Raw genomic sequence first — 19,722 nt, forward strand, 5'->3', positions numbered from 1 at the left:
TGACGAATCAGCACCAATCACCAGGAGGCAGACATGCAGCTCTCGTACTTCCGTCGGGTCGCGGCGGGCGGCGCGGTCGCCGCGTTGGCCTTCGCCGGAGTCGGCGCACTCAGCGCCACCCCCGCGTACGCCGCAACGTCGAAGGTCTCCGTCGTGCACGGCATCCCGGACACCCCGGTCGACGTCTACGTCAACGGTAAGAAGACGCTCGACAACTTCAAGCCCGGTGACGTGGCCGGCCCGCTGAACCTGGAGGAGGGCGACTACGACATCGCGCTCACCAAGCCGGGCGAGCCGATCGGCAGCGCGATCCTCAAGGTCGACAACGCGGCCGTCCCGGGCGGCGCGAACATCAGCATCGCGGCCCACCTCGACGCCGCCGGCCAGCCGAAGATCACCCCGTTCGTGAACGACGTCTCGAAGGTCGCCGCCGGCAAGGCCCGGCTCATCGTCCGGCACACCGCCGCCGCCCCCGAGGTGGACGTACGCGCCGGTGGCACCCCGGTCTTCGAGGGCCTCACCAACCCGAACGAGGCCAAGGGCGACGTCGCCGCGGGCAGCGTCAAGGCGGACGTGGTGCTCGCCGGCACCGACACCGTGGCCATCGGCCCGGCGGACCTCAACCTCAAGGAGGGCACCGCGACGATCGTCTACGCGATCGGCTCCGCCGAGGGCAAGACGCTCGGCGTGGTGGCGCAGACCATCACCGGCCTGCACTCCGCCCCGGGCGGCGTGCCCAGCGGTGACGGCGGTCAGGCCGGCACCGGGGTGGACACCTGGTGGTACGTGCTCACCGGTGCCGGCGTACTCCTGCTGTTGGTCGGTGGTGTGCGGATGGCGACCGCACGGACCGGTCGCAGGTGACGGTGCGCAACCGCGGCGCGCTGGCGGCCCTGGCCGCCGGCGTTGCCGCGCTCACCGTCGCCGCCGTGGTGGCGTGCGGTGCCCAACCGGCGGGGAACGTGGGTGCCGAGGAGGCGAGCACGCTGGCCAGCACCCCAGCGGCCACCGCCAGCGCCCCCTCGGTGCCGGTCACCGCCGGTGAGCTTCCGGCCGACGCGGCGATCATCCCGCCGGTACGGCTGGTGATCCCGGGGATCGACGTCACCGCCACCGTCAACGCGGTCGGCATCAACGAGCGGACGAACGAGTTCGAGGTGCCGCCGAGCGTCGACCAGATCGGGTGGTACCGCTACGGACCCGGCCTGGAGGCAACCGCTGGCTCGGTGGTCGTCGCCGGTCACGTGGACAGCGCCAAGCAGGGCAGGGGCGCGTTCTTCCGACTCCGTGAACTCGACCAGAACGACACCCTGACCGTGACCGGCAGCGACGGCACGGCCCGGCGGTACCGGGTGGTCGCCCGGGAGGAGTACGCGAAGACCAAGATTCCGTTGGACCGGTACTTCGCCCGGGACGGCAAGCCCCGGCTGACTCTGATCACCTGTGGCGGACCGTTCGACGCCAAGGCGCGCAAGTACCGCGACAACATCGTCGTCACCGCGGTGCCCGCCTGAGCGGGGCCGCAGCCGGGGCCGGGGTGGAATTTCCCACCCCGGCTCCGGCACTGGGTCCCTCCGCCATCCGGGCGCCGCGGTGTCGGCCGTAGGCTGGTCGGTGATGGCTTACCTGGATCACGCGGCGACGACTCCGATGCTCGATGAGGCACTGGAGGCGTACGTCGCTACCGCCCGCGAGGTCGGCAACGCGTCCTCCCTGCATGCGGCGGGTCGTCGTGCCCGCCGCCGGGTCGAAGAGTCCCGCGAGAAGGTGGCCGCGGTGCTGGGCGCCCGGCCGTCCGAGGTGATCTTCACGGGTGGGGGCACGGAGAGCGACAACCTCGCGGTCAAGGGCATCTTCTGGGCCCGCCGGGGAGCCGCCCCGGGCCGCCGTCGGGTGGTCTCCAGCTCCGTCGAGCACCACGCGGTGCTGGACGCGGTCGACTGGCTCGTCGAGCACGAGGGGGCCGAGGTCGGTTGGCTGCCGGTGGACGCCGCCGGTCGGCTCGACCCGGAGGACCTGCGCGCCGAGCTGGCCGCGCACACCGACCGGGTGGCCGTGGTCACCGCGATGTGGGCCAACAACGAGGTGGGCACCATCCAGCCGGTCGCCGAGCTGGCCGCTGTCGCCGCCGAGCACGGGGTGCCGTTCCACACCGACGCCATCCAGGCGGTCGGTCAGGTGCCCGTCGACTTCGGCGCCAGCGGCGTCGCCGCGCTGACCGTGACCGGGCACAAGCTGGGTGGCCCGACCGGAGTGGGCGCGTTGCTGCTCGCCCGGGACGTGCCGGCCACGCCCCTGCTGCACGGCGGTGGCCAGGAACGTGACATCCGTTCCGGCACCCTGGACACGGCCGGCATCGTGGCCTTCGCGGTCGCCGTCGAGACGGCGGTGAAGGGCCAACAGGAGTACGCGGCCCGGGTGGCCGCACTCCGCGACGACCTGGTCGAGCGGGTTCGTCGGGCGGTGCCCGAGGTGATCTACAACGGTGAGCCGACCGACCGTTTGCCGGGCAACGCGCACTTCTCCTTCCCGGGCTGCGAGGGCGACGCCCTGCTGCTGTTGCTCGACGCCCAGGGCATCGCCTGCTCGACGGGGTCGGCCTGCTCCGCAGGGGTGGCCCAGCCCTCCCACGTCCTGCTGGCGATGGGCGCCGACGACGACCGCGCCCGCTCCTCGCTGCGCTTCACCCTCGGTCACACGAGCGCTCAGGCCGACGTCGACGCCCTCATCGCGGCCCTCCCGGCAGCGGTGGACCGAGCCCGCCGGGCCGCCGCCCTCCGCACCCCCCGCTAACCGCCCCCGCCCCCGCCCCCGCCCTCGCCCCCGCCCTCGCCCTCGCCCCCGCCCCCGCCCTTGTCGATCAAGGAGTTGTGGTGGATGACAAAGGCCGCCGTCCACCTCATTCCAGGCACCACAACTCCTTGATCGACGGTGGGGGTGACGGGCGTTGGTGCGTGGGCGTGGGGTGGGGTTGGGGTGGTGGATAGGGTTGTCGCGGGGACGGGGAAGGGAGTTCGCTGGTGAAGGTTCTGGCGGCTATGTCGGGCGGGGTCGACTCGGCCGTGGCGGCGGCGCGGGCGGTGGCGGCCGGGCACGACGTGACAGGCGTACACCTGGCGCTGGCCCGTAACCCACAGACCTATCGGACCGGGGCGCGCGGCTGCTGCACCCTGGAGGATTCCCGGGATGCGCGGCGGGCCGCCGACGTGATCGGCATCCCGTTCTACGTGTGGGACATGGCCGACCGTTTCCACGAGGACGTGGTGGACGACTTCGTCGCCGAGTACGCCGCCGGGCGCACGCCGAACCCCTGCCTGCGCTGCAACGAGAAGATCAAGTTCGCGGCGGTGCTGGACCGGGCCGTGGCCCTGGGCTTCGACGCGGTGGTCACCGGGCACCACGCCCGACTCGGCCCGGACGGGCTGCTGCGACGCAGCGTCGACATCGCCAAGGACCAGTCGTACGTGCTGGCCGTGCTCACCCGCGAGCAACTGGACCGGTCGATCTTCCCGTTGGGCGACTCGACAAAGGCGCAGGTGCGCGCGGAGGCCGCCGAGCGTGGTCTGGCGGTGGCCGACAAGCCGGACTCACACGACATCTGCTTCATCGCCGACGGTGACACCCGTGGCTTCCTCGCCGGCCGGCTCGGCGAGGCGCCCGGCGACGTCGTGGACGCCAGCACCGGCGCGGTGGTCGGCAGTCACAGCGGCGCGTACGCGTACACCGTGGGGCAGCGGCGCGGCCTGCACCTGGACCGGCCGGCCGCCGACGGACGGCCGCGTTATGTGCTCTCCATCACGCCGAAGACCAACACCGTGACCGTCGGCCCCGCCGAGGCGCTCGAGGTGTCCGAGGTCCGGGCCGTTCGTCCGGTCTGGACCGGCGGTGCGCGCCCGGACGCGCCGGTGGAGTGCGAGGTGCAACTGCGTGCCCACGGCGACGTGGTGCCGGCGACCGTCGCGCTCGACGGTGACCTGCTGCACGCCGAGCTGCGCCGGCCGGTGCGCGGCGTCGCCGCCGGTCAGGCCGTGGTCGCGTACCGGTCGGACCCGGCCGGCGACGTGGTCCTCGGCTCCGCGACCATCACCGGCTGACCGCACGGCCCCGGTGCTCGCAGGATAGCCTTCGCCCGTGACAGATCAGGCGTGGCCCTGGCCGACCGGCGCGGCAACCGGAATTGGTTCGCTGCCCGGCACCGACATCGGCGAGGCACAGCGGGTGGTCCTCGGTGAGCTTCCCGAGCTGCCCCACCTGCCCGAGCTGCCGGCCCGTGGTCCCGGCGCGGACCTGATCGGCCGGTCCGCCGGGCTGCTGGTCGAGCTGCCCGTCGAGGTGTACGCCGGACGCTGGCGGGTCGCCCCACGCCCCGGCCGCGACCTGCGCCGGGCCGCTGACCTGATGGAACGTGACCTGGACCAGCTCGCCGAACAGGCCGAGGAGTACACCGGGCCGATCAAGGTGCAGGCCGCCGGCCCACTCACGCTGGCCGCGTCCCTGGAGTTGCCGATCGGCGGCCGAATGCTGCGCGACCCCGGCGCGGTCCGCGATCTGACCGGCTCCCTCGCCGAGGGGCTGCGCGCGCACGTCGCGGCGGTGACCCGGCGACTGCCCCGGGCGTCGGTGCTGCTCCAACTGGACGAGCCGTCGTTGCCGACCGTGTTGGCCGGGCGGGTGCCGACCGAGAGCGGGCTGGGCGCGTACCGGCCGGTCGACGGGGCGGACGCCGCCGCGCTGCTGCGCACGGTCGTCGACGCGGTCGGCGTACCGACGCTCGTGCACTGCTGCGCCCCGGACGTGCCGCTGGAGCTGATCCGCTCCACCGGCGCCGTCGCGGTCGCCCTCGACCTGGATCTGGTCACCAAGCTGGACCCGCTCGGCGAGGCGCTCGACGCCGGCCTCGGACTGCTGGCCGGGGCCGCGCCCACCCGACCGCCGTCGGCCGGTGGCGCACCGACGTCCGCGCAGATCGCCGACCGGGTACGCCAGGTCTGGGACCGCCTCGGCTTTCCCCGTCGGCAACTCGCCGAGCAGGTGGTGGTCACCCCGGCCTGCGGTCTCGCCGGTGCCACCCCGGAGTACGCGCGGGCGGTGCTCGCCGCGTGCCGGGACGCCGGCCGGCGGCTCGCCGAGGTGTGAGGTTTCCTGTCGTACCCGGTGGGCAGGATGACGCTCATGATTGGACAGCTGCGTTCAGTGGTGATCGACTGCCCGGACCCGCGGGCGCTGGCGATGTTCTACGCCGAGCTGCTCGGCGTGCCTCTCGCCGAGGGTGAGATGGAGGACGACTGGGTGGTGTTGGGCGGCCCGCCCGGTCACCAGCCGCGGCTCGCCTTCCAGCAGGCGCTCAACCTCCGGGCACCGGCCTGGCCGGATCCGGAGCGCCCTCAGCAGTTCCACCTGGATGTGACGGTGGACGACATCGAGAGCGCGGAGAAGGCGGCACTCGCGCTCGGGGCTCGGCGACTGCCGGGCGAGGGCGAGGGTTTCCGGGTCTACGCCGACCCGGCCGGCCACCCGTTCTGCCTCTGCTGGGACTGAGCCCGACGGGGTTGCGGCGGCCGGGCATCATGGCCGCCGTGACTCCCACCTCTTCGCTGCGCGCCTCCGGTTCACTCTTCGGCCTCGCCTACGGTGACGCGCTCGGCAAGCCGACCGAGTTCCTGACCGTCGCCGAGATCGAGCACCGGTACGGCCCGACCGGCCCACGTGAGCTGTCCGGCGAGCCGGCACTGGTCACCGACGACACCCAGATGGCGCTCGCGGTGGGCTGGGCGCTGTACGAGGCACCGACGCTCACCCCGGAGGCGGTGGAGCCGCTGCTGCGGCAGCGCTTTCTGGCCTGGGCGGTCAGCCCGGACAACAACCGCGCCCCGGGGATGACCTGCCTACGTGCCTGCGCGGAGTTGAGCCGTGGGCTGCGCTGGCAGGAGGCGACCGTGGCCGGGTCGAAGGGGTGCGGGGCCAACATGCGCGTCACCCCGGTTGGCTTGCTGAAGGTGGACCTGGACACGATGGCCGGGTTGGCCCAGTTGCAGGCCGGGTTGACCCATGGGCACCCGACCGGGCTGGCCGCCAGCGAGCTGACCGCGTACGCCGTCTTCGCGCTGCGCGCGGGCGCCACGTTGCCCGAGCTACCCGCGATCCTCACCGAGCGGGCGCGGTCCCAGCGCCTGGTCTACCGGGAGCAGTGGCTGGGTGATCTCTGGCAGCGCCCGGGGGTCGGGACGCCGGAGGAGTTCATCGCCCGGGGCTGGGACGAGTGCCTGGCGGTGCTGGACCGACTGACGGACGCTCTGCGCGAGCCGGACGACGGCGGCGACCCGTGCCGGGCCACCGGGGAGGGCTGGGTTGCCGAGGAGGCGCTGGCCACCGCGCTGCTCTGCGCCGTACGGCACGTCGACGACCCCGTCGCGGCACTGACCCGAGGCGCGACCACCGCCGGCGACTCCGACTCGATCGCCGCCCTGGCCGGCGCGTTCGTGGGCGCGGCCGCCGGCATGGCCGCCTGGCCGACCGGCTGGGTCGACCGCATCGAGTACGCGAACCAACTCGCCACCCTGGGCGCCGCCTGGGACTGACCGACCCGCCTGGCCCACGCGGCCTGGCCCTGCTCGCCCTGGCCCGCCCTGGTCTGCCCGGCCCTGGTCTGCCCGGCCCTGGTCTGCCCGGCGCTGGTCCGCGGGCGTGATCCGCTCGGGTTCCTGGAAGTCGGGGTGTCCCGTGGTGTCGGATGCCGCGGTGTGCAGGAAACCGAGTCGATCACGCCGTCTTTGGTCGGGCCGCGACGCCGCGACGCCGCGACGCCGCGACGCCGCGACGCCGCGACGCCGCGACGCCGCGACGCCGCGACGCGGTGACGCGGTGACGCGGTGACGCGGCGGTGCGGTGGTCAGGGGGTGGGCAGGTGGCGCAGGTTGCGGACCTTCTTCCACAGGTCGGCGTCGCAGCGCCCGGCGTGGTCGGCGAAGGCGGCCGAGCTGAGTCGGACCGGCTCGGTCAGGCTGAGGTAGCTGTCGTGCTCCGCGCCGGGGTCCCAGTCCCGGGTGGGGATTCGCACGTGGTCGTCGCGGTCGCTCTTGTCCTGGCTGGTGATCTTGAGGACGTCGGCGCCCCGGGAGTCGGCGCGCAGCACCAGACAGGGGCGGACCTTCGAGCCAGTGCCGTCGGCGTACGGCACGTCGGCCCACCAGATCTCGCCCGGCGCCGGGGCATCCCGCCGGTCGGCGTCGCGTGAGCGGGGCTTTGCGCCCGGCCGGTCGGTGCCGCGCGGTCGAGGTGGGGTGGGCCGACGACCGCCGGTGCCGGCCGTGGCACGGCGATCCGGTCGGGCGCCCGACGGTCGGGTGGAAACCCGGTGCCGCCAGCTGTTCCAGGCCCAACCCGCACCCACGGCCAGCAGGATCGCCACCGCCCAGAGCAGTGCCTCGCGCATCGCACAACCTCCTGCCCACCGACGGACGAATCCCCGCCGCTCTGCCCACCGGCGGGTACCCCGCCTCGTGCGTACCGGCGGATGTGCCTCCGCCTCGTGCGTGACGGCGGATGTGTCGCCGCCTCGTGCCTGACGGCGGGCGTACCCCCGCCTCGTGGCGGCTCGCGGGCCGCACCGTCCGGCGATCCTCGCACGCCGTCGCCCGTGCCGCCCGCCAACCACACCGCGGCTGCCCCGACGCCCCGCGGCACCCTGGGGACACCCCCTTGATCACTTGAGGGTGAGCAGCCGGATCTGGCGTCGACGACTACCGAGCATCGAGTGACCACGGAACGCGGCGGAGAGGAACGTCGCTGCGAGTGCGGGCGGGCAACGGATTGTCTCACCGGCCCGATACCGTGCCGGAGTAGCGTGATCAGGGAGGTCGCAGGCGTGTCCGAAGGTGGCGGTGTGTCCGAGGAGCAGATCGGTCAGCAGGTCAGCCCGGCGCAGGAGGCGGCGGCCGGGGCCGAGCCGACGCCGCAGGCCCGGGAGCGGCATGCCACGCTCAGTCAGGAGCTGACCGAGCATCAGTACCGCTACTACGTGCTGGACTCGCCGACCATTCCCGACGCCGAGTTCGACAAGCAGCTGCGTGAGCTGGAGGCGTTGGAGGCGGAGTTCCCCGCCCTGCGGACACCCGACTCGCCGACCCAACGCGTCGGCGGCACGTTCTCCACCGACTTCACCCCGGTCACCCACGCCGAACGGATGATGTCGCTCGACAACGCCTTCGCCGACGAGGAGTTGGCGGCCTGGGCCGAGCGGGTCGAGCGGGACGCGGGCGGCCCGGCGCCCTACCTGTGCGAGCTGAAGGTCGACGGGCTGGCCATCAACCTGACCTACGAGAAGGGCAGGCTGGTCCGGGCCGCCACCCGGGGCGACGGCCGCACCGGTGAGGACGTCACCGCCAACGTGCGCAGCATCCGGGACGTGCCCGGTCAGCTCACCCCGTCCGCCGAATTCCCGGACATTCCCGAGCTGGTGGAGGTTCGGGGCGAGATCTACTTCCCGGTCGCCGCGTTCGCCGATCTCAACGCCGGCCTGGTGGAGCAGGGCCGGGCGCCCTTCGCCAACCCCCGTAACGCCGCGGCGGGCAGCCTTCGGCAGAAGGATCCGCGGGTCACCGCCTCCCGGCCGCTGCGCCTGGTGGTGCACGGCATCGGCGCGCGTCGCGGGTTCCAGCCCACCGCGCAGTCCGAGTCGTACGCGGCGCTCAAGTCGTGGGGGTTGCCGACAAGCGACCGTTGGCGGGTCGTCCCCGACCTGGCCGGCGTCGCCGAATACATCGCCTACTACGCCGAGCACCGGCACGACGTCGAGCACGAGATCGACGGGGTGGTGGTCAAGGTCGACCCGGTCTCCATCCAGGGCCGGCTGGGCTCGACCAGCCGCGCGCCCCGGTGGGCGATCGCCTTCAAGTACCCGCCGGAGGAGGTCACCACCAAGCTGCTCGACATCGACGTCAACGTGGGGCGCACCGGCCGGGTCACCCCGTTCGCCGTGCTGGAGCCGGTGCGGGTCGCCGGCTCGACCGTCGCGCTCGCGACCCTGCACAACGCCCGTGAGGTCGAGCGCAAGGGCGTGCTCATCGGTGACACGGTGGTGCTGCGCAAGGCCGGCGACGTGATTCCCGAGGTCCTCGGCCCGGTGGTCGACCTGCGTCCCGCCGACGCCCGCCCGTTCGTCATGCCGACCACCTGCCCGGCCTGCGGCACCCCGCTCGCGCCGTCGAAGGAGGGCGACGTCGACATCCGTTGCCCCAACACCCGCAGCTGCCCGGCCCAGTTGCGCGAGCGGGTGTTCCACCTTGCCGGTCGCGGTGCCTTCGACATCGAGGCGCTCGGCTACAAGGGCGCGGCGGCCCTGCTGGACGCGGAGGTCATCGCGGACGAGGGCGACCTCTTCCAGCTCGACGCCGAGCAGCTGTCCCGATCCCCGTTCTTCGTCAACAAGGACGGCAGCCTGGGCAGCAACGCCAGCAAGTTGCTGGACAATCTGGCCGTCGCCCGGGAACGGGACCTGTGGCGGGTGCTGGTGGCGCTCTCCATCCGGCACGTCGGCCCGACCGCCGCCCAGGCGCTCGCCCGGCACTTCCGCTCGATGGACGCCATCGACGCGGCCACCGAGGAGGAGCTGTCCTCGGTCGACGGGGTCGGGCCGACGATCGCGGCGAGCCTCCGCGAGTGGTTCGCGGTGGACTGGCATCGCGAGGTCGTCCGCAAGTGGGCCGAGGCCGGCGTACGGATGGTGGAGGAGGCGGGTGACGAGGGGCCGCGCCCGCTGGAGGGGTTGACCGTCGTGGTGACCGGCACGCTCGCCGGTTTCTCCCGGGATCAGGCCGCCGAGGCCATCCAGAGCCGGGGCGGCAAGGTCAGCGGGTCGGTCTCCAAGAAGACGAGCTTCGTCGTGGTGGGGGACAACCCGGGGTCCAAGGCCGACAAGGCGGCCAGCCTGAAGGTGCCGGTGCTCGACGAGGCCGGGTTCCAGCTCCTGCTGGATGCCGGCCCGGACGCCGCACGGGAGGTCGCTCAACCGGGCGGCTGACCGCGCGGGCGGCGATGCGCGGCGACTGGTCGCGTATACCAACTTAATTACGACTACGACCGATTCGTGACTGTCATACCGGGAAACCGGGGGCCGAGGGCGTTTCATTGGGTCACGGCGTGCGCACCCGCACGCCGACCGTCGGTCGGGAGGTGTCGTGGAGGTCGCCGACCCACGCAACTCGCTGCCCCCGGGACGGGTGGCGCCGTTCGCCACCTTCGTCGTCGGCATCCTGGTGGTGGCCGCGGTGACCGCCGCCGTTCCACTCGCGACCCTTCCCGACGAGGTGTCCCGGCTGCCGGTGGCGTTCTGGACGATGGCCGCGCTCGCCGTGGTCTGCGACGCCCGCCCGTTCGTCCCGCCGGGGCGCCGGCAGACCTCGGCGGTGTTCCCCTCCACCTGCTTCACCTTCGCGATCCTGCTCGGCTGGGGCCTCGGTCCGGCGGTGCTGGTGCAGGCGGTGGGGGTGGTCGTGTCGGGCTGGCGGATGCGGCACGCGGCGTGGCGGACGGCGTTCAACGTCGGGCAGTACGCGTGTGCCCTCGCCGCCGCGTACGGCGTGATCCTGCTCGGGCCGGGTGCCATCTTCTCCGGCGGGCGGTTGCACTGGACCGACGTGGCAGCCGTCGGCGGGGCGACGCTGGCGTGGTTCGTCGTCAACTACGGGCTGGTCAGCTGGGCGGTACGGCTGCGCTTCGGAGACCGGTGGTGGCCCACCCTGCGGCAGGGGCTCGGCTTCGAGTTGCTCTCCACCGGCTCCCTGCTGCTGCTCGCCCCGGTACTCGTCGCGGCGGCGCGGGTCAGCGCGGCGCTGATCCCGCTGGTGCTGGTGCCGCTGTTCGCCGTCTACCGGATGGCGCGGCTGACCGTCGAACAGCAGCACCTCGCCGCCGCTGACCCGCTCACCGGTCTGCCCAACCGCAAGGCGCTGTTGACCGAGGTGGCCGAGCAGGTGCACGTGCATGCCGAGCGGACGGCCCGCGGCGAACCCGACGGTCAGTTGGCACTGCTGTTGATCGACCTGGACCGCTTCAAGAACGTGAACGACGCCCTCGGGCATGCCGTGGGCGACCGACTGCTGGTCGAGGTGAGCGCGCGGCTCACCGACGTGCGGCCTCGACCCCAGATGATCGCCCGGCTCGGCGGCGACGAGTTCGCCATCGTGATGACCGGGCTGACCGACGTCGGTCAGGCGCGGGAGTTGGCCGACGAGGTGGTCGAGGCGCTGGCCGAGCCGGTGCCGCTCGACGGGCTTCCGTTGGACGTGGGCGGGTCGATCGGGATCGCCCTCTTCCCCGAGCATGGCGAGGACTTCGCCACCCTGATGCGCCACGCCGACGTGGCGATGTACGACGCCAAGCACCGCAACGACACGGTGGCCGTCTACGCCCCCGAGTCCGACCACAACTCCGCCGAGCGTCTCGGCCTCCTCGCCGACCTGCGCCGCGTACTGGAGTCCGGGCCGCCGGTCGACGGGCCGTTCGACGCCGAGCCGGCCGGCCACAGTCGCCTCGGAGGAGCGCCGGACCAGGCCGGGCGCGGCCGGAACGGCGTGCCGGGTGAGGTTGTCGGCGTACCCCTCGATGTGACGGCCGAGGTGCGCGGCGGCGACGGGGCGGCGCTGCCCACCGGGACGCCGGCCGAAGCCGCGCCGCACGCGGACCCGGCGCCGGCGACCGCGACGGCACCCCCGTCCGGTGGCCGGTGGTGGGCACGCCGGCGGCGCGACGACGCCGACCTGGTGCACGCCGACGAGCTGATCAACCAGATCGCGACAGGTGCCGACCCGATCCGGGGCCGCAACACCCGCGGCGCGGTCGGCGGCAACCGGCCGGGTCGAGGTCGGGAGCGGCGCGCCGGGCTCGGAAACGGCAGGCGGTCGCCGAACGTGAGCGCGGTCGCCGCGCTGGGCGCCGGCGGGCTCGGGCCACGGCGGGACGTCGGACCGGACGCACCGGGGCGACCACTCGAACCGACGGGTTGGGCGCACGCGGACGACGGACCGGCCGACGACGCCGGGGAAATCACGATGTACTACCAGCCGCAGATCGCCATCGCGACGGGCGAGGTGGTCGGTGTCGAGGCCCTGCTGCGGTGGCGACACCCACGGCGGGGCATGGTCGACCCGGAGGAGCTCATCCGGGTCGCCGAGCAGAGCGCCGTGATGCGGCTGCTCACCCGGCGGGTGGTCGACGACGTGGTGGAGCAACTCGCCACGTGGTCGGCGGCCGGTATCGGCCTGCGCGCGGCGCTGAACGTCAGCGTGCGCGACCTGCACACCGGCGAGATCGCCGACCAGATCGCCGACCGGCTCGCCCGCTACGGGGTGCCCGCCGAGCGGCTTCAGGTGGAGATCACCGAGGGTGCGTTGATGGCCGACCCGCGCCGGGTGCTGGCGACCATCTCCCAGTTGCACCGGATCGGGGTGGGCATCGCGCTCGACGACTTCGGCACCGGCTACTCGTCATTGCAGCACCTGCGTCGGCTGCCGCTGTCCGAGGTGAAGGTGGACCGGTCGTTCGTCCTCGGCATGGCCGACGACGCCGACGACGCGGCGATCGTCCGGTCGATGATCGAGCTGGCCGGCGCGCTGGGGTTGCGGGTGGTGGCCGAGGGCGTCGAGGACGAGCGGACCTGGCGGATGCTGCACGCCGCCGGTTGCGACGCGGCGCAGGGCTGGTTCTACGCCCGACCCATGCCCGCCGCGGAGCTGGTCACCTGGCTGGCCCGGTACCGGCCGGTGCGCCCCACGGGCGGGCACCCGCAGGCCGACGTCACGCGCCGCCCCACCCGCTGACCCGGCACCGGGGGCCGTCGGAGGGGGAGTCCGGGGACGCGGCACCGGAGCGGAACAATAGACTCGCTCCGGTCACCGCGCGTCACGCTTCCGTCGTCGTGCGGCCGGCACACCGCCCGACCAGCAGGACATCAGAAGGGGGCACGGATGGCCGCCATCTCCCGCGAGGAGGTCGCGCACCTGGCGCGCCTGTCGCGGCTCGCCGTCACCGAGGAGGAGCTGGACACGTTCGCCGGCCAGCTCGACGTGATCCTCCAGGCGGTCGCCCAGGTCGGCGAGGTCGCCGCCGCGGACATTCCGCCGACCTCGCACTCGGTGCCGTTGACCAACATCTTCCGCGAGGACGTGGTCACGCCGTGCCTGACCCCTCAGGAGGCGCTGTCGGGCGCGCCCGACGCCGAGGACCAGCGGTTCCGCGTGCCGCGGATCCTGACCGAGGATGTGGCTTCATGACCGATCTGACGCGAATGACCGCGACGGAGATCGCGAGCCTGGTCGCCGGCGGCGAGACCTCCGCCGTCGAGGTGACCCAGGCGCACCTGGACCGGATCGCCGCGGTCGACGACCGGGTGCACGCCTTCCTGCACGTCGACAGCGACGGCGCGCTCGCCGCGGCTCGCGCGGTGGACGAGCGCCGGGCCGCCGGTGAGGAGTTGGGTCCCCTCGCGGGTGTGCCGGTCGCGGTGAAGGACGTGCTCGCCACGCGGGGTGTGCCGACCACCGTGGGATCGAAGATCCTGGAGGGTTGGCGTCCGCCGTACGACGCGACGATCGTGCAGCGCCTGCGGGACGCCGGCACGGTGATGCTCGGCAAGACCAACATGGACGAGTTCGCGATGGGCTCCTCCACCGAATACTCGGCGTACGGGCCGACGCACAACCCGTGGGACCTGACCCGGATCCCGGGTGGCTCGGGTGGCGGCAGCGCCGCCGCGCTGGCCGCGTACGAGGCGCCGTTGGCGATCGGCTCGGACACCGGCGGCTCGATCCGCCAGCCCGGCGCGGTCACCGGCACCGTGGGTGCGAAGCCCACCTACGGCGGCACCTCCCGGTACGGGCTGGTCGCCTTCTCCTCGTCGCTGGACACCCCCGGCCCGTGTGCCCGTACGGTGCTCGACGCGGCCCTGCTGCACCAGGTGATCGGTGGGCACGACCCGCGGGACTCCACCTCGATCCCGCAGCCGGTGCCGGACGTGGTGGCGGCGGCGAAGCTCGGCGCGACAGGTGACCTGACCGGCGTACGGCTCGGCATCGTGAGCGAGTTCGTCGGCGAGGGTGCCGAGCCGGGTGTGATGGCCGCGTTCCGTGAGTCGGTGGACGCGCTGACCAAGATGGGCGCCGAGGTCGTGGAGATCTCCTGCCCGACGTTCGCGTACGCGCTCCCGGCGTACTACCTGATCGCCCCGAGTGAGTGCTCCTCCAACCTGGCCCGGTTCGACGGCGTCCGGTTCGGCCTGCGGGTCGGCGACGACGGCAACCGGTCGCTGGAGGAGGTCATGTCGCTGACCCGCGAGACCGGCTTCGGCCCGGAGGTCAAGCGCCGCATCATGATCGGCACGTACGCGCTGTCGTCGGGTTACTACGACGCGTACTACGGGCAGGCGCAGAAGGTCCGGACGCTGATCACCCGGGACTTCACCGCCGCGTTCGAGCGGGTCGACGCGTTGATCTCGCCGACCACCCCGTCGGTGGCGTTCCCGATTGGCGCGCGCACCGCCGACCCGTACCAGATGTACCTCGCCGACCTGTACACGATCCCGACCAACCTGTACGGCGGGCCGGGCATCTCGGTGCCGTGCGGGCTCTCCGAGGGGCTGCCGGTCGGCCTGCAGGTGATGGCCCCGACGATGGCCGACGACCGGATGTACCGGGTCGCCGCCGCGTTGGAGTCCGCGGTCGGCACGTTCACCCCGCCGACGCTGTAGCGCCGCCGCGACCGGCCCCGATGGATCCGTCCGTCGGGGCCGGTGGTCTGTCCGGGGGCGCTCAGGTGGTGCGGTGGTTGGCGAGGTAGCGGTCGGCTTCCCGCAGGTCACGCCAGCGCAGCCAGCCCTGGGCCGCCCAGAAGACGCCGAGCACCACCGCGATCACCCGGGTGGAGGGGCGGGACGCGCCGACGACCAGCAGCGCCTCGGCCAGCACGGCGACGCCGAGGATCCACAGCACCCAGCGTCTGCCCCGGCGGCGTTCGGCCTCCTGACGGGCGAGGGCGTCGACGCGCGGGTCGTCGGTGTGCCCGGCGCGCAGGGCCTGGCGGGCCGCCGGGCTGGTGGTCCGGGGTGCGGGTAGCCGGTGGCTGGCCAGGAGGGCCACTGCCGCGCCGAGCACCCCGAAGACGAGCGCGATCAGGAAAATCTTGAGGAGGCCGCCCGGCGAGGTGTCCCGCCCGTCGAGGGCGATCACCGCCACCGCCACCGCCGGGAGCCCCACCGCCAGACCCGCGGCGACCAGCACGGCGCGGCGGCCGATCGGCTGTCGCCGCGGGGGAGGCGGCGAGGTCACGACCCGGTCCGGTCACGCTGGCGCCAGGCCGTCAACCTGCCCGTCCCCCAGGCGACGGCCAGCCCGATCAGGCCCGGGATGATGAGCAGCACCACCAGGATCCGGAGGTCGTCCGGCTGCCGCTCGCCGCCGGCGACAGTCCAGCCGATCAGGGCGACCACCGCCCCCACCGCCCATGCGGCCAGCACCACCAGCAGGACCCGCCTGTTGTCGTGGCGCCGCCCCGGTCCGGCCCGGCGAATAGATCGATCATTCCCCGTATTCGTCATGGTCGACAGATACCCACGTGTCGGCGTGGACACACCCGGTTACAACCATTGCCAGGTGTCTCGGGAAACCCGGGCGACGGGCGGCCCGACAACCCCACTAGGCTGGACCGGTTCTGTCCGGATCGCGCCTGGAGCGTCTCATGACCACGACACTGCCCGCGTACGACGAGGTCGTCGCGCGCTTCGAACCGGTGATCGGCCTGGAGACCCACGTCGAGCTGGGCACGAACACCAAGATGTTCTGCGGTTGCCCGACCGACTTCGGTGGCGAGCCGAACACCCGGGTCTGCCCGGTGTGCCTGGGCCTGCCCGGTTCGCTGCCGGTGGCCAACAAGGCGGCCATCGAGGCGATCATCCGGATCGGCCTGGCGCTGAACTGCTCGATCGCCGAGTGGTGCCGCTTCGCCCGGAAGAACTACTTCTACCCGGACATGCCGAAGAACTTCCAGATCAGCCAGTACGACGAGCCGATCTGCGTCGACGGTTACCTGGACGTCGAGGTGGGCGGCGAGACGGTGCGGATCGAGATCGAGCGGGTGCACCTGGAGGAGGACACCGGCAAGACGCTGCACGTCGGTGGCGCCACCGGCCGCATCCACGGCGCGACGGAGTCGCTCGTCGACTACAACCGGGCCGGCATTCCGCTCGTCGAGATCGTCACCAAGCCGATCACCGGCACCGGTGCGCTCGCCCCCGACGTGGCCAAGGCGTACGTCGCCGAGCTGCGCGACGTGATCCGTACCCTCGGCGTCTCGGACGTGCGGATGGAGGAGGGTTCGCTGCGTTGCGACGTGAACACCTCGCTCAACCTGCCGGGCGCGGAGTGGGGCACCCGTACCGAGACGAAGAACGTCAACTCGCTGCGGTCGGTGGAACGGGCGGTCCGCTCGGAGATGCTGCGCCAGGCGTCGGTGCTCGACGCGGGCGGCCGGATCACCCAGGAGACGCGCCACTTCCACGAGGACACCGGTGACACCACCCCGGGGCGCTCGAAGGAGACGGCCACCGACTACCGGTACTTCCCCGAGCCGGATCTGGTGCCGATCGCTCCGGACCCGGCCTGGGTCGCCGAGCTGAAGGCCGCCCTGCCGGAGCTGCCCCGGGTGCACCGGCGTCGGCTCCAGGAGCAGTGGGGCCTGTCGGACCTGGACATGCAGTCGGTGCTGAACGCCGGCGCGGTCGAGCTGATCGAGGCCACCGTGGCGGCGGGCACCACCCCGGCCGCGGCGCGCAAGTGGTGGCTGGGTGAGCTGTCCCGCCGGGCCAACGAGAGCGGCGTGGAGCTGGCCGAGATCGGCGCGACCCCCGCCCAGGTCGCCGAGCTGCAGGGGCTTGTCGACGCCGGCAAGCTCAACGACAAGATGGCCCGCACGGTGCTGGAGGGCGTGGTCGACGGTGAGGGCTCGCCCACCGAGATCATGACCAGCAGGGGCCTGGAGGTCGTGTCGGACACCGGCGCGCTCACCGCCGCCGTGGACGAGGCCATCGCCGCGAACCCCGGCATCGCCGACAAGATCCGCAGTGGCAAGGTCGCGGCGGTCGGCGCGCTGGTCGGCGCGGTCATGAAGACCACCCGGGGTCAGGCCGACGCGAAGACCCTGCGTGAGCTGATCCTGGAGCGCCTCGGCGTCCAGGGCTGAGAGACCCACCCGGAGCAGGCCGTCGCCGTGACCCGGCGGCGGCCTTCCGTAACCCTGTCGACTATGCGGCCACCCCGCACCCCTCGCGAGGGCGTCAACGGCGACGCCCGGATGGAGCCACCGTGACCGAGCACGACCTCGATGTCCTCGACGAGATCCAGCGGCGGGTGCTCTGGCTCGCGACCCGGATCGTGGACGCCGCCAACCACGACCGGGCCACCGGCGACGGGGTGAAGGTCGGCGGCCACCAGGCGTCGAGCGCCTCGCTGGTCACGGCGATGACCGCGCTGTGGTTCGCGCACCTGGACGCCGAGGACCGGGTCGCCGTGAAGCCGCACGCGTCCCCGGTGTTCCACGCCATCCAGTACCTGCTCGGCAACCTCGACCGCTCCTACCTGCCCCGGCTGCGCGCCCGTGGCGGCCTCCAGTCGTACCCGTCGCGCACCAAGGACCCGGACGAGGTGGACTTCTCCACCGGCTCCGTCGGCCTGGGCGCCGCCGCGCCGCTCTTCGCCGCGGCCACCCGGCGGTACGTCGACGCGCACTTCGGTGCCCGCCCGCACTCCCGGTTCGTGGCGCTGATCGGTGACGCCGAGCTGGACGAGGGCAACATCTGGGAGGCGGTGGCCGACCCGGCGACCACCGGGCTGGGCAACGTCATGTGGCTCGTCGACTTCAACCGGCAGTCGCTGGACCGGGTGGTGCCGGGCATCCGGATCAACCAGTGGCGGGGCCAGTTCGAGGCGGCCGGCTGGCACGTCGTGGAGGTCAAGTACGGCCGCCGGCTCGCCGAGGCGTACGCCCGGCCGGGTGGCGAGGCGCTGCGCGACTGGATCGACGCGATGCCCAACGAGCAGTACCAGTCGCTGTTCGGGTTGACCGGCCCGCTGCTGCGCAAGCAGTTCCTGGACGGCGCGCCGGCCGGCATCGACGAGCTGATCGCCCACGTCGACGACGAGGAGCTGGGTCCGCTCGTCACCGATCTGGGCGGCCACGACCTTCAGGCGATGCTCGACGCGTACGCCCAGTGCGACGCGGTCACCGACCGGCCCAGCGTCGTCTTCGCGTACACCGTGAAGGGTTGGGGGTTGCCCATCGCCGGCAACCCGCGCAACCATTCCGCGCTGCTCAGCCCGGAGCAGGTCGACACGTTGCGCGCCGCGCAGGGGTTGACCGCCGAGACCGAGTGGGACCGTCTCGACCCGGCGTCACCCGCCGGCATCCGGGCCGGCGCCCGCCGGGAGGCGCTGTCCCGCGCGCCGCGCGAGCGCGCGCTGGGGGTCACCGTCCCGGAGAGCACGGGAGTACGCGCCAACAAGCCGATCTCCACCCAGGAGGTCTTCGGTCGGGTGCTGGTGGACCTGGCGCGGGACCGGGAGGTGGGCCGCTACCTGGTCACCACCGCCCCGGACGTGGCCACCTCCACCAACCTCGCCGGGTTCATCAACAAGACCGGGGTGTTCGCCCCCACCGAGCAGCGCTCCTGGACCGAGGACCGGATGCTGCGCTGGACGGAGAGCCCCGCTGGGCAGCACATCGAGCTGGGCATCTCGGAGATGAACCTGTTCCTGCTGCTCGGCCAGCTCGGGTTGTCCTGGGACCTGTCCGGGCAGCCGCTGCTGCCGGTGGGCACGGTCTACGACCCGTTCGTGCTGCGCGGCCTCGACGCGTTCCTGTACGGCACCTACTCCGGCTCCCGGTTCGTGGTGGCCGGCACCCCGTCCGGCATCACCCTCGCCCCGGAGGGTGGCGCCCACCAGTCCACCATCACCGCGTCGGTCGGCCTGGAGCTGCCCGGGGTGACCTTCGTCGAGCCGGCGTACGCCACCACCCTGGACTGGCTGCTCTGCGACGCGCTCGGGCAGATCGCCGGCGGGTCGACCCCGGCCGCGACCGCCGCGCCTGCCGAGGACGGCGCGTACTACTTCCGGTTGAGCACCCGACCGCTGGACCAGGTGCCGTTCGAGGCGGCCCGGGCGCGCCTCGGTGACGCGGTCCTGCGTCGCCAGGTGGTCGCCGGGGCGTACCGGCTGGTCGACGCGCACCAGGCGTACCCGCACCTGGTCGACGCCCCGGTGGTGCAGCTGGCCGCCTCCGGCGCGGTGCTGCCCGAGGTGCTGGCCGCCGCGGCGGAGTTGGCCGACGAGGGCATCGCCGCGCACGTGGTGGACGTGACGAGCCTCGACCGGCTCTACCGGGCCTGGCAGCGCACTCTGCGCCAGGGCGTACGGACGGCCACCGTGCCCAGCGTGCCGGGCGCGCTGCGGTCCGCGTTCGCCGATCGGGTGCCGGTGGTCACCGTGCACGACGCCGCGTCGCACGCGATGGCCTGGCTCGGGTCGGCGGTCGGCGCTCCGGCGGTGCCGCTCGGCGTGGACGAGTTCGGCCAGTCCGGCACCGTCGCCGAGCTGTACGACCTGCACGACCTGCTGCCCGGCAGCATCGTCAACGCCGCCCTGGCCGCCATCGCCCTACGCTGACCCGGCCGGGGCTGGG

Annotated in this window: 16 protein-coding genes; 13 read left to right on the forward strand and 3 right to left on the reverse strand. The window is 73.1% G+C overall.

Translation table 11 applies throughout. The features are described 5' to 3' along the window. Positions 1-33 precede the first annotated feature (33 nt). From AB0O48_RS27810 to AB0O48_RS27840, 7 genes are all read left to right on the forward strand, one after another. Positions 34-864 carry a DUF4397 domain-containing protein gene (locus AB0O48_RS27810; RefSeq protein WP_357250724.1) on the forward strand — a complete coding sequence of 277 codons (831 nt, stop codon included), beginning with the start codon at positions 34-36 and terminating at the stop codon, positions 862-864. Then, positions 861-1,514 carry a class F sortase gene (locus tag AB0O48_RS27815; protein WP_357572174.1) on the forward strand — a complete coding sequence of 218 codons (654 nt, stop codon included), beginning with the start codon at positions 861-863 and terminating at the stop codon, positions 1,512-1,514. The genes AB0O48_RS27810 and AB0O48_RS27815 overlap by 4 nt, the downstream gene beginning before the upstream one ends. A 103-nt stretch (positions 1,515-1,617) precedes the next feature. Beyond that, on the forward strand, positions 1,618-2,793 hold the full coding sequence (locus AB0O48_RS27820) for a cysteine desulfurase family protein (protein WP_365069179.1): 1,176 nt from the start codon (positions 1,618-1,620) through the stop codon (positions 2,791-2,793). 227 nt (positions 2,794-3,020) lie between these two features. Continuing rightward, positions 3,021-4,094: a tRNA 2-thiouridine(34) synthase MnmA gene (mnmA, locus tag AB0O48_RS27825; RefSeq protein ID WP_357250715.1), complete on the forward strand. Its 1,074-nt coding sequence runs from the start codon at positions 3,021-3,023 to the stop codon at positions 4,092-4,094. Between the two features lie 37 nt (positions 4,095-4,131). After that, complete coding sequence (locus AB0O48_RS27830; RefSeq protein ID WP_357572172.1) at positions 4,132-5,136, forward strand: methionine synthase; 1,005 nt, start codon at positions 4,132-4,134, stop codon at positions 5,134-5,136. A gap of 36 nt (positions 5,137-5,172) precedes the next feature. Continuing rightward, the gene (locus AB0O48_RS27835) at positions 5,173-5,538 is read left to right on the forward strand and encodes a VOC family protein (RefSeq protein WP_357572171.1); all 366 of its coding nucleotides are present in this window, start codon (positions 5,173-5,175) and stop codon (positions 5,536-5,538) included. 29 nt (positions 5,539-5,567) lie between these two features. After that, a complete protein-coding gene (locus tag AB0O48_RS27840; protein ID WP_365069180.1) occupies positions 5,568-6,578 on the forward strand; it encodes an ADP-ribosylglycohydrolase family protein in 1,011 nt (336 codons plus the stop codon). Between the two features lie 311 nt (positions 6,579-6,889). Here AB0O48_RS27840 and AB0O48_RS27845 read toward each other — a convergent pair whose 3' ends face one another. Next, complete coding sequence (locus AB0O48_RS27845) at positions 6,890-7,432, reverse strand: type II toxin-antitoxin system PemK/MazF family toxin (protein ID WP_365069181.1); 543 nt, start codon at positions 7,430-7,432, stop codon at positions 6,890-6,892. 450 nt (positions 7,433-7,882) lie between these two features. Here AB0O48_RS27845 and ligA point away from each other — a divergent pair, with 450 nt between their 5' ends. The 4 genes from ligA to gatA all read left to right on the forward strand — a co-directional run bounded on the left by ligA (position 7,883) and on the right by gatA (position 14,740). Further along, complete coding sequence (ligA, locus tag AB0O48_RS27850) at positions 7,883-10,018, forward strand: NAD-dependent DNA ligase LigA (RefSeq protein WP_357572170.1); 2,136 nt, start codon at positions 7,883-7,885, stop codon at positions 10,016-10,018. Between the two features lie 157 nt (positions 10,019-10,175). Then, positions 10,176-12,815, forward strand: coding sequence for a bifunctional diguanylate cyclase/phosphodiesterase (locus tag AB0O48_RS27855; RefSeq protein ID WP_365069182.1), 2,640 nt, complete (start codon positions 10,176-10,178; stop codon positions 12,813-12,815). A gap of 147 nt (positions 12,816-12,962) precedes the next feature. Further along, the gene (gene gatC, locus AB0O48_RS27860) at positions 12,963-13,268 is read left to right on the forward strand and encodes an Asp-tRNA(Asn)/Glu-tRNA(Gln) amidotransferase subunit GatC (protein WP_007456314.1); all 306 of its coding nucleotides are present in this window, start codon (positions 12,963-12,965) and stop codon (positions 13,266-13,268) included. After that, complete coding sequence (gene gatA, locus AB0O48_RS27865; protein WP_357250691.1) at positions 13,265-14,740, forward strand: Asp-tRNA(Asn)/Glu-tRNA(Gln) amidotransferase subunit GatA; 1,476 nt, start codon at positions 13,265-13,267, stop codon at positions 14,738-14,740. Before gatC ends, gatA begins: the two co-directional genes overlap by 4 nt. Before the next feature lie 61 nt (positions 14,741-14,801). Here gatA and AB0O48_RS27870 read toward each other — a convergent pair whose 3' ends face one another. Together AB0O48_RS27870 and AB0O48_RS27875 are read right to left on the reverse strand one after the other, a co-directional pair. Then, positions 14,802-15,317, reverse strand: coding sequence for a hypothetical protein (locus tag AB0O48_RS27870; RefSeq protein ID WP_357572168.1), 516 nt, complete (start codon positions 15,315-15,317; stop codon positions 14,802-14,804). Beyond that, positions 15,314-15,508: a hypothetical protein gene (locus tag AB0O48_RS27875; RefSeq protein ID WP_365069183.1), complete on the reverse strand. Its 195-nt coding sequence runs from the start codon at positions 15,506-15,508 to the stop codon at positions 15,314-15,316. The genes AB0O48_RS27870 and AB0O48_RS27875 overlap by 4 nt, the downstream gene beginning before the upstream one ends. A 218-nt stretch (positions 15,509-15,726) precedes the next feature. Between AB0O48_RS27875 and gatB the strand changes: the two genes are divergently transcribed. Next, positions 15,727-17,226, forward strand: coding sequence for an Asp-tRNA(Asn)/Glu-tRNA(Gln) amidotransferase subunit GatB (gene gatB, locus AB0O48_RS27880; RefSeq protein ID WP_238670992.1), 1,500 nt, complete (start codon positions 15,727-15,729; stop codon positions 17,224-17,226). Positions 17,227-17,348: 122 nt separating this feature from the next. Continuing rightward, entirely contained in the window at positions 17,349-19,706 is a 2,358-nt protein-coding gene (locus AB0O48_RS27885; RefSeq protein ID WP_365069184.1) for a pyruvate dehydrogenase, read from the forward strand. The last annotated feature ends 16 nt before the right edge of the window (positions 19,707-19,722 follow it).

It is taken from the genome of Micromonospora sp. NPDC085948, from assembly GCF_040686315.1.
Lineage (GTDB): Bacteria > Actinomycetota > Actinomycetes > Mycobacteriales > Micromonosporaceae > Micromonospora.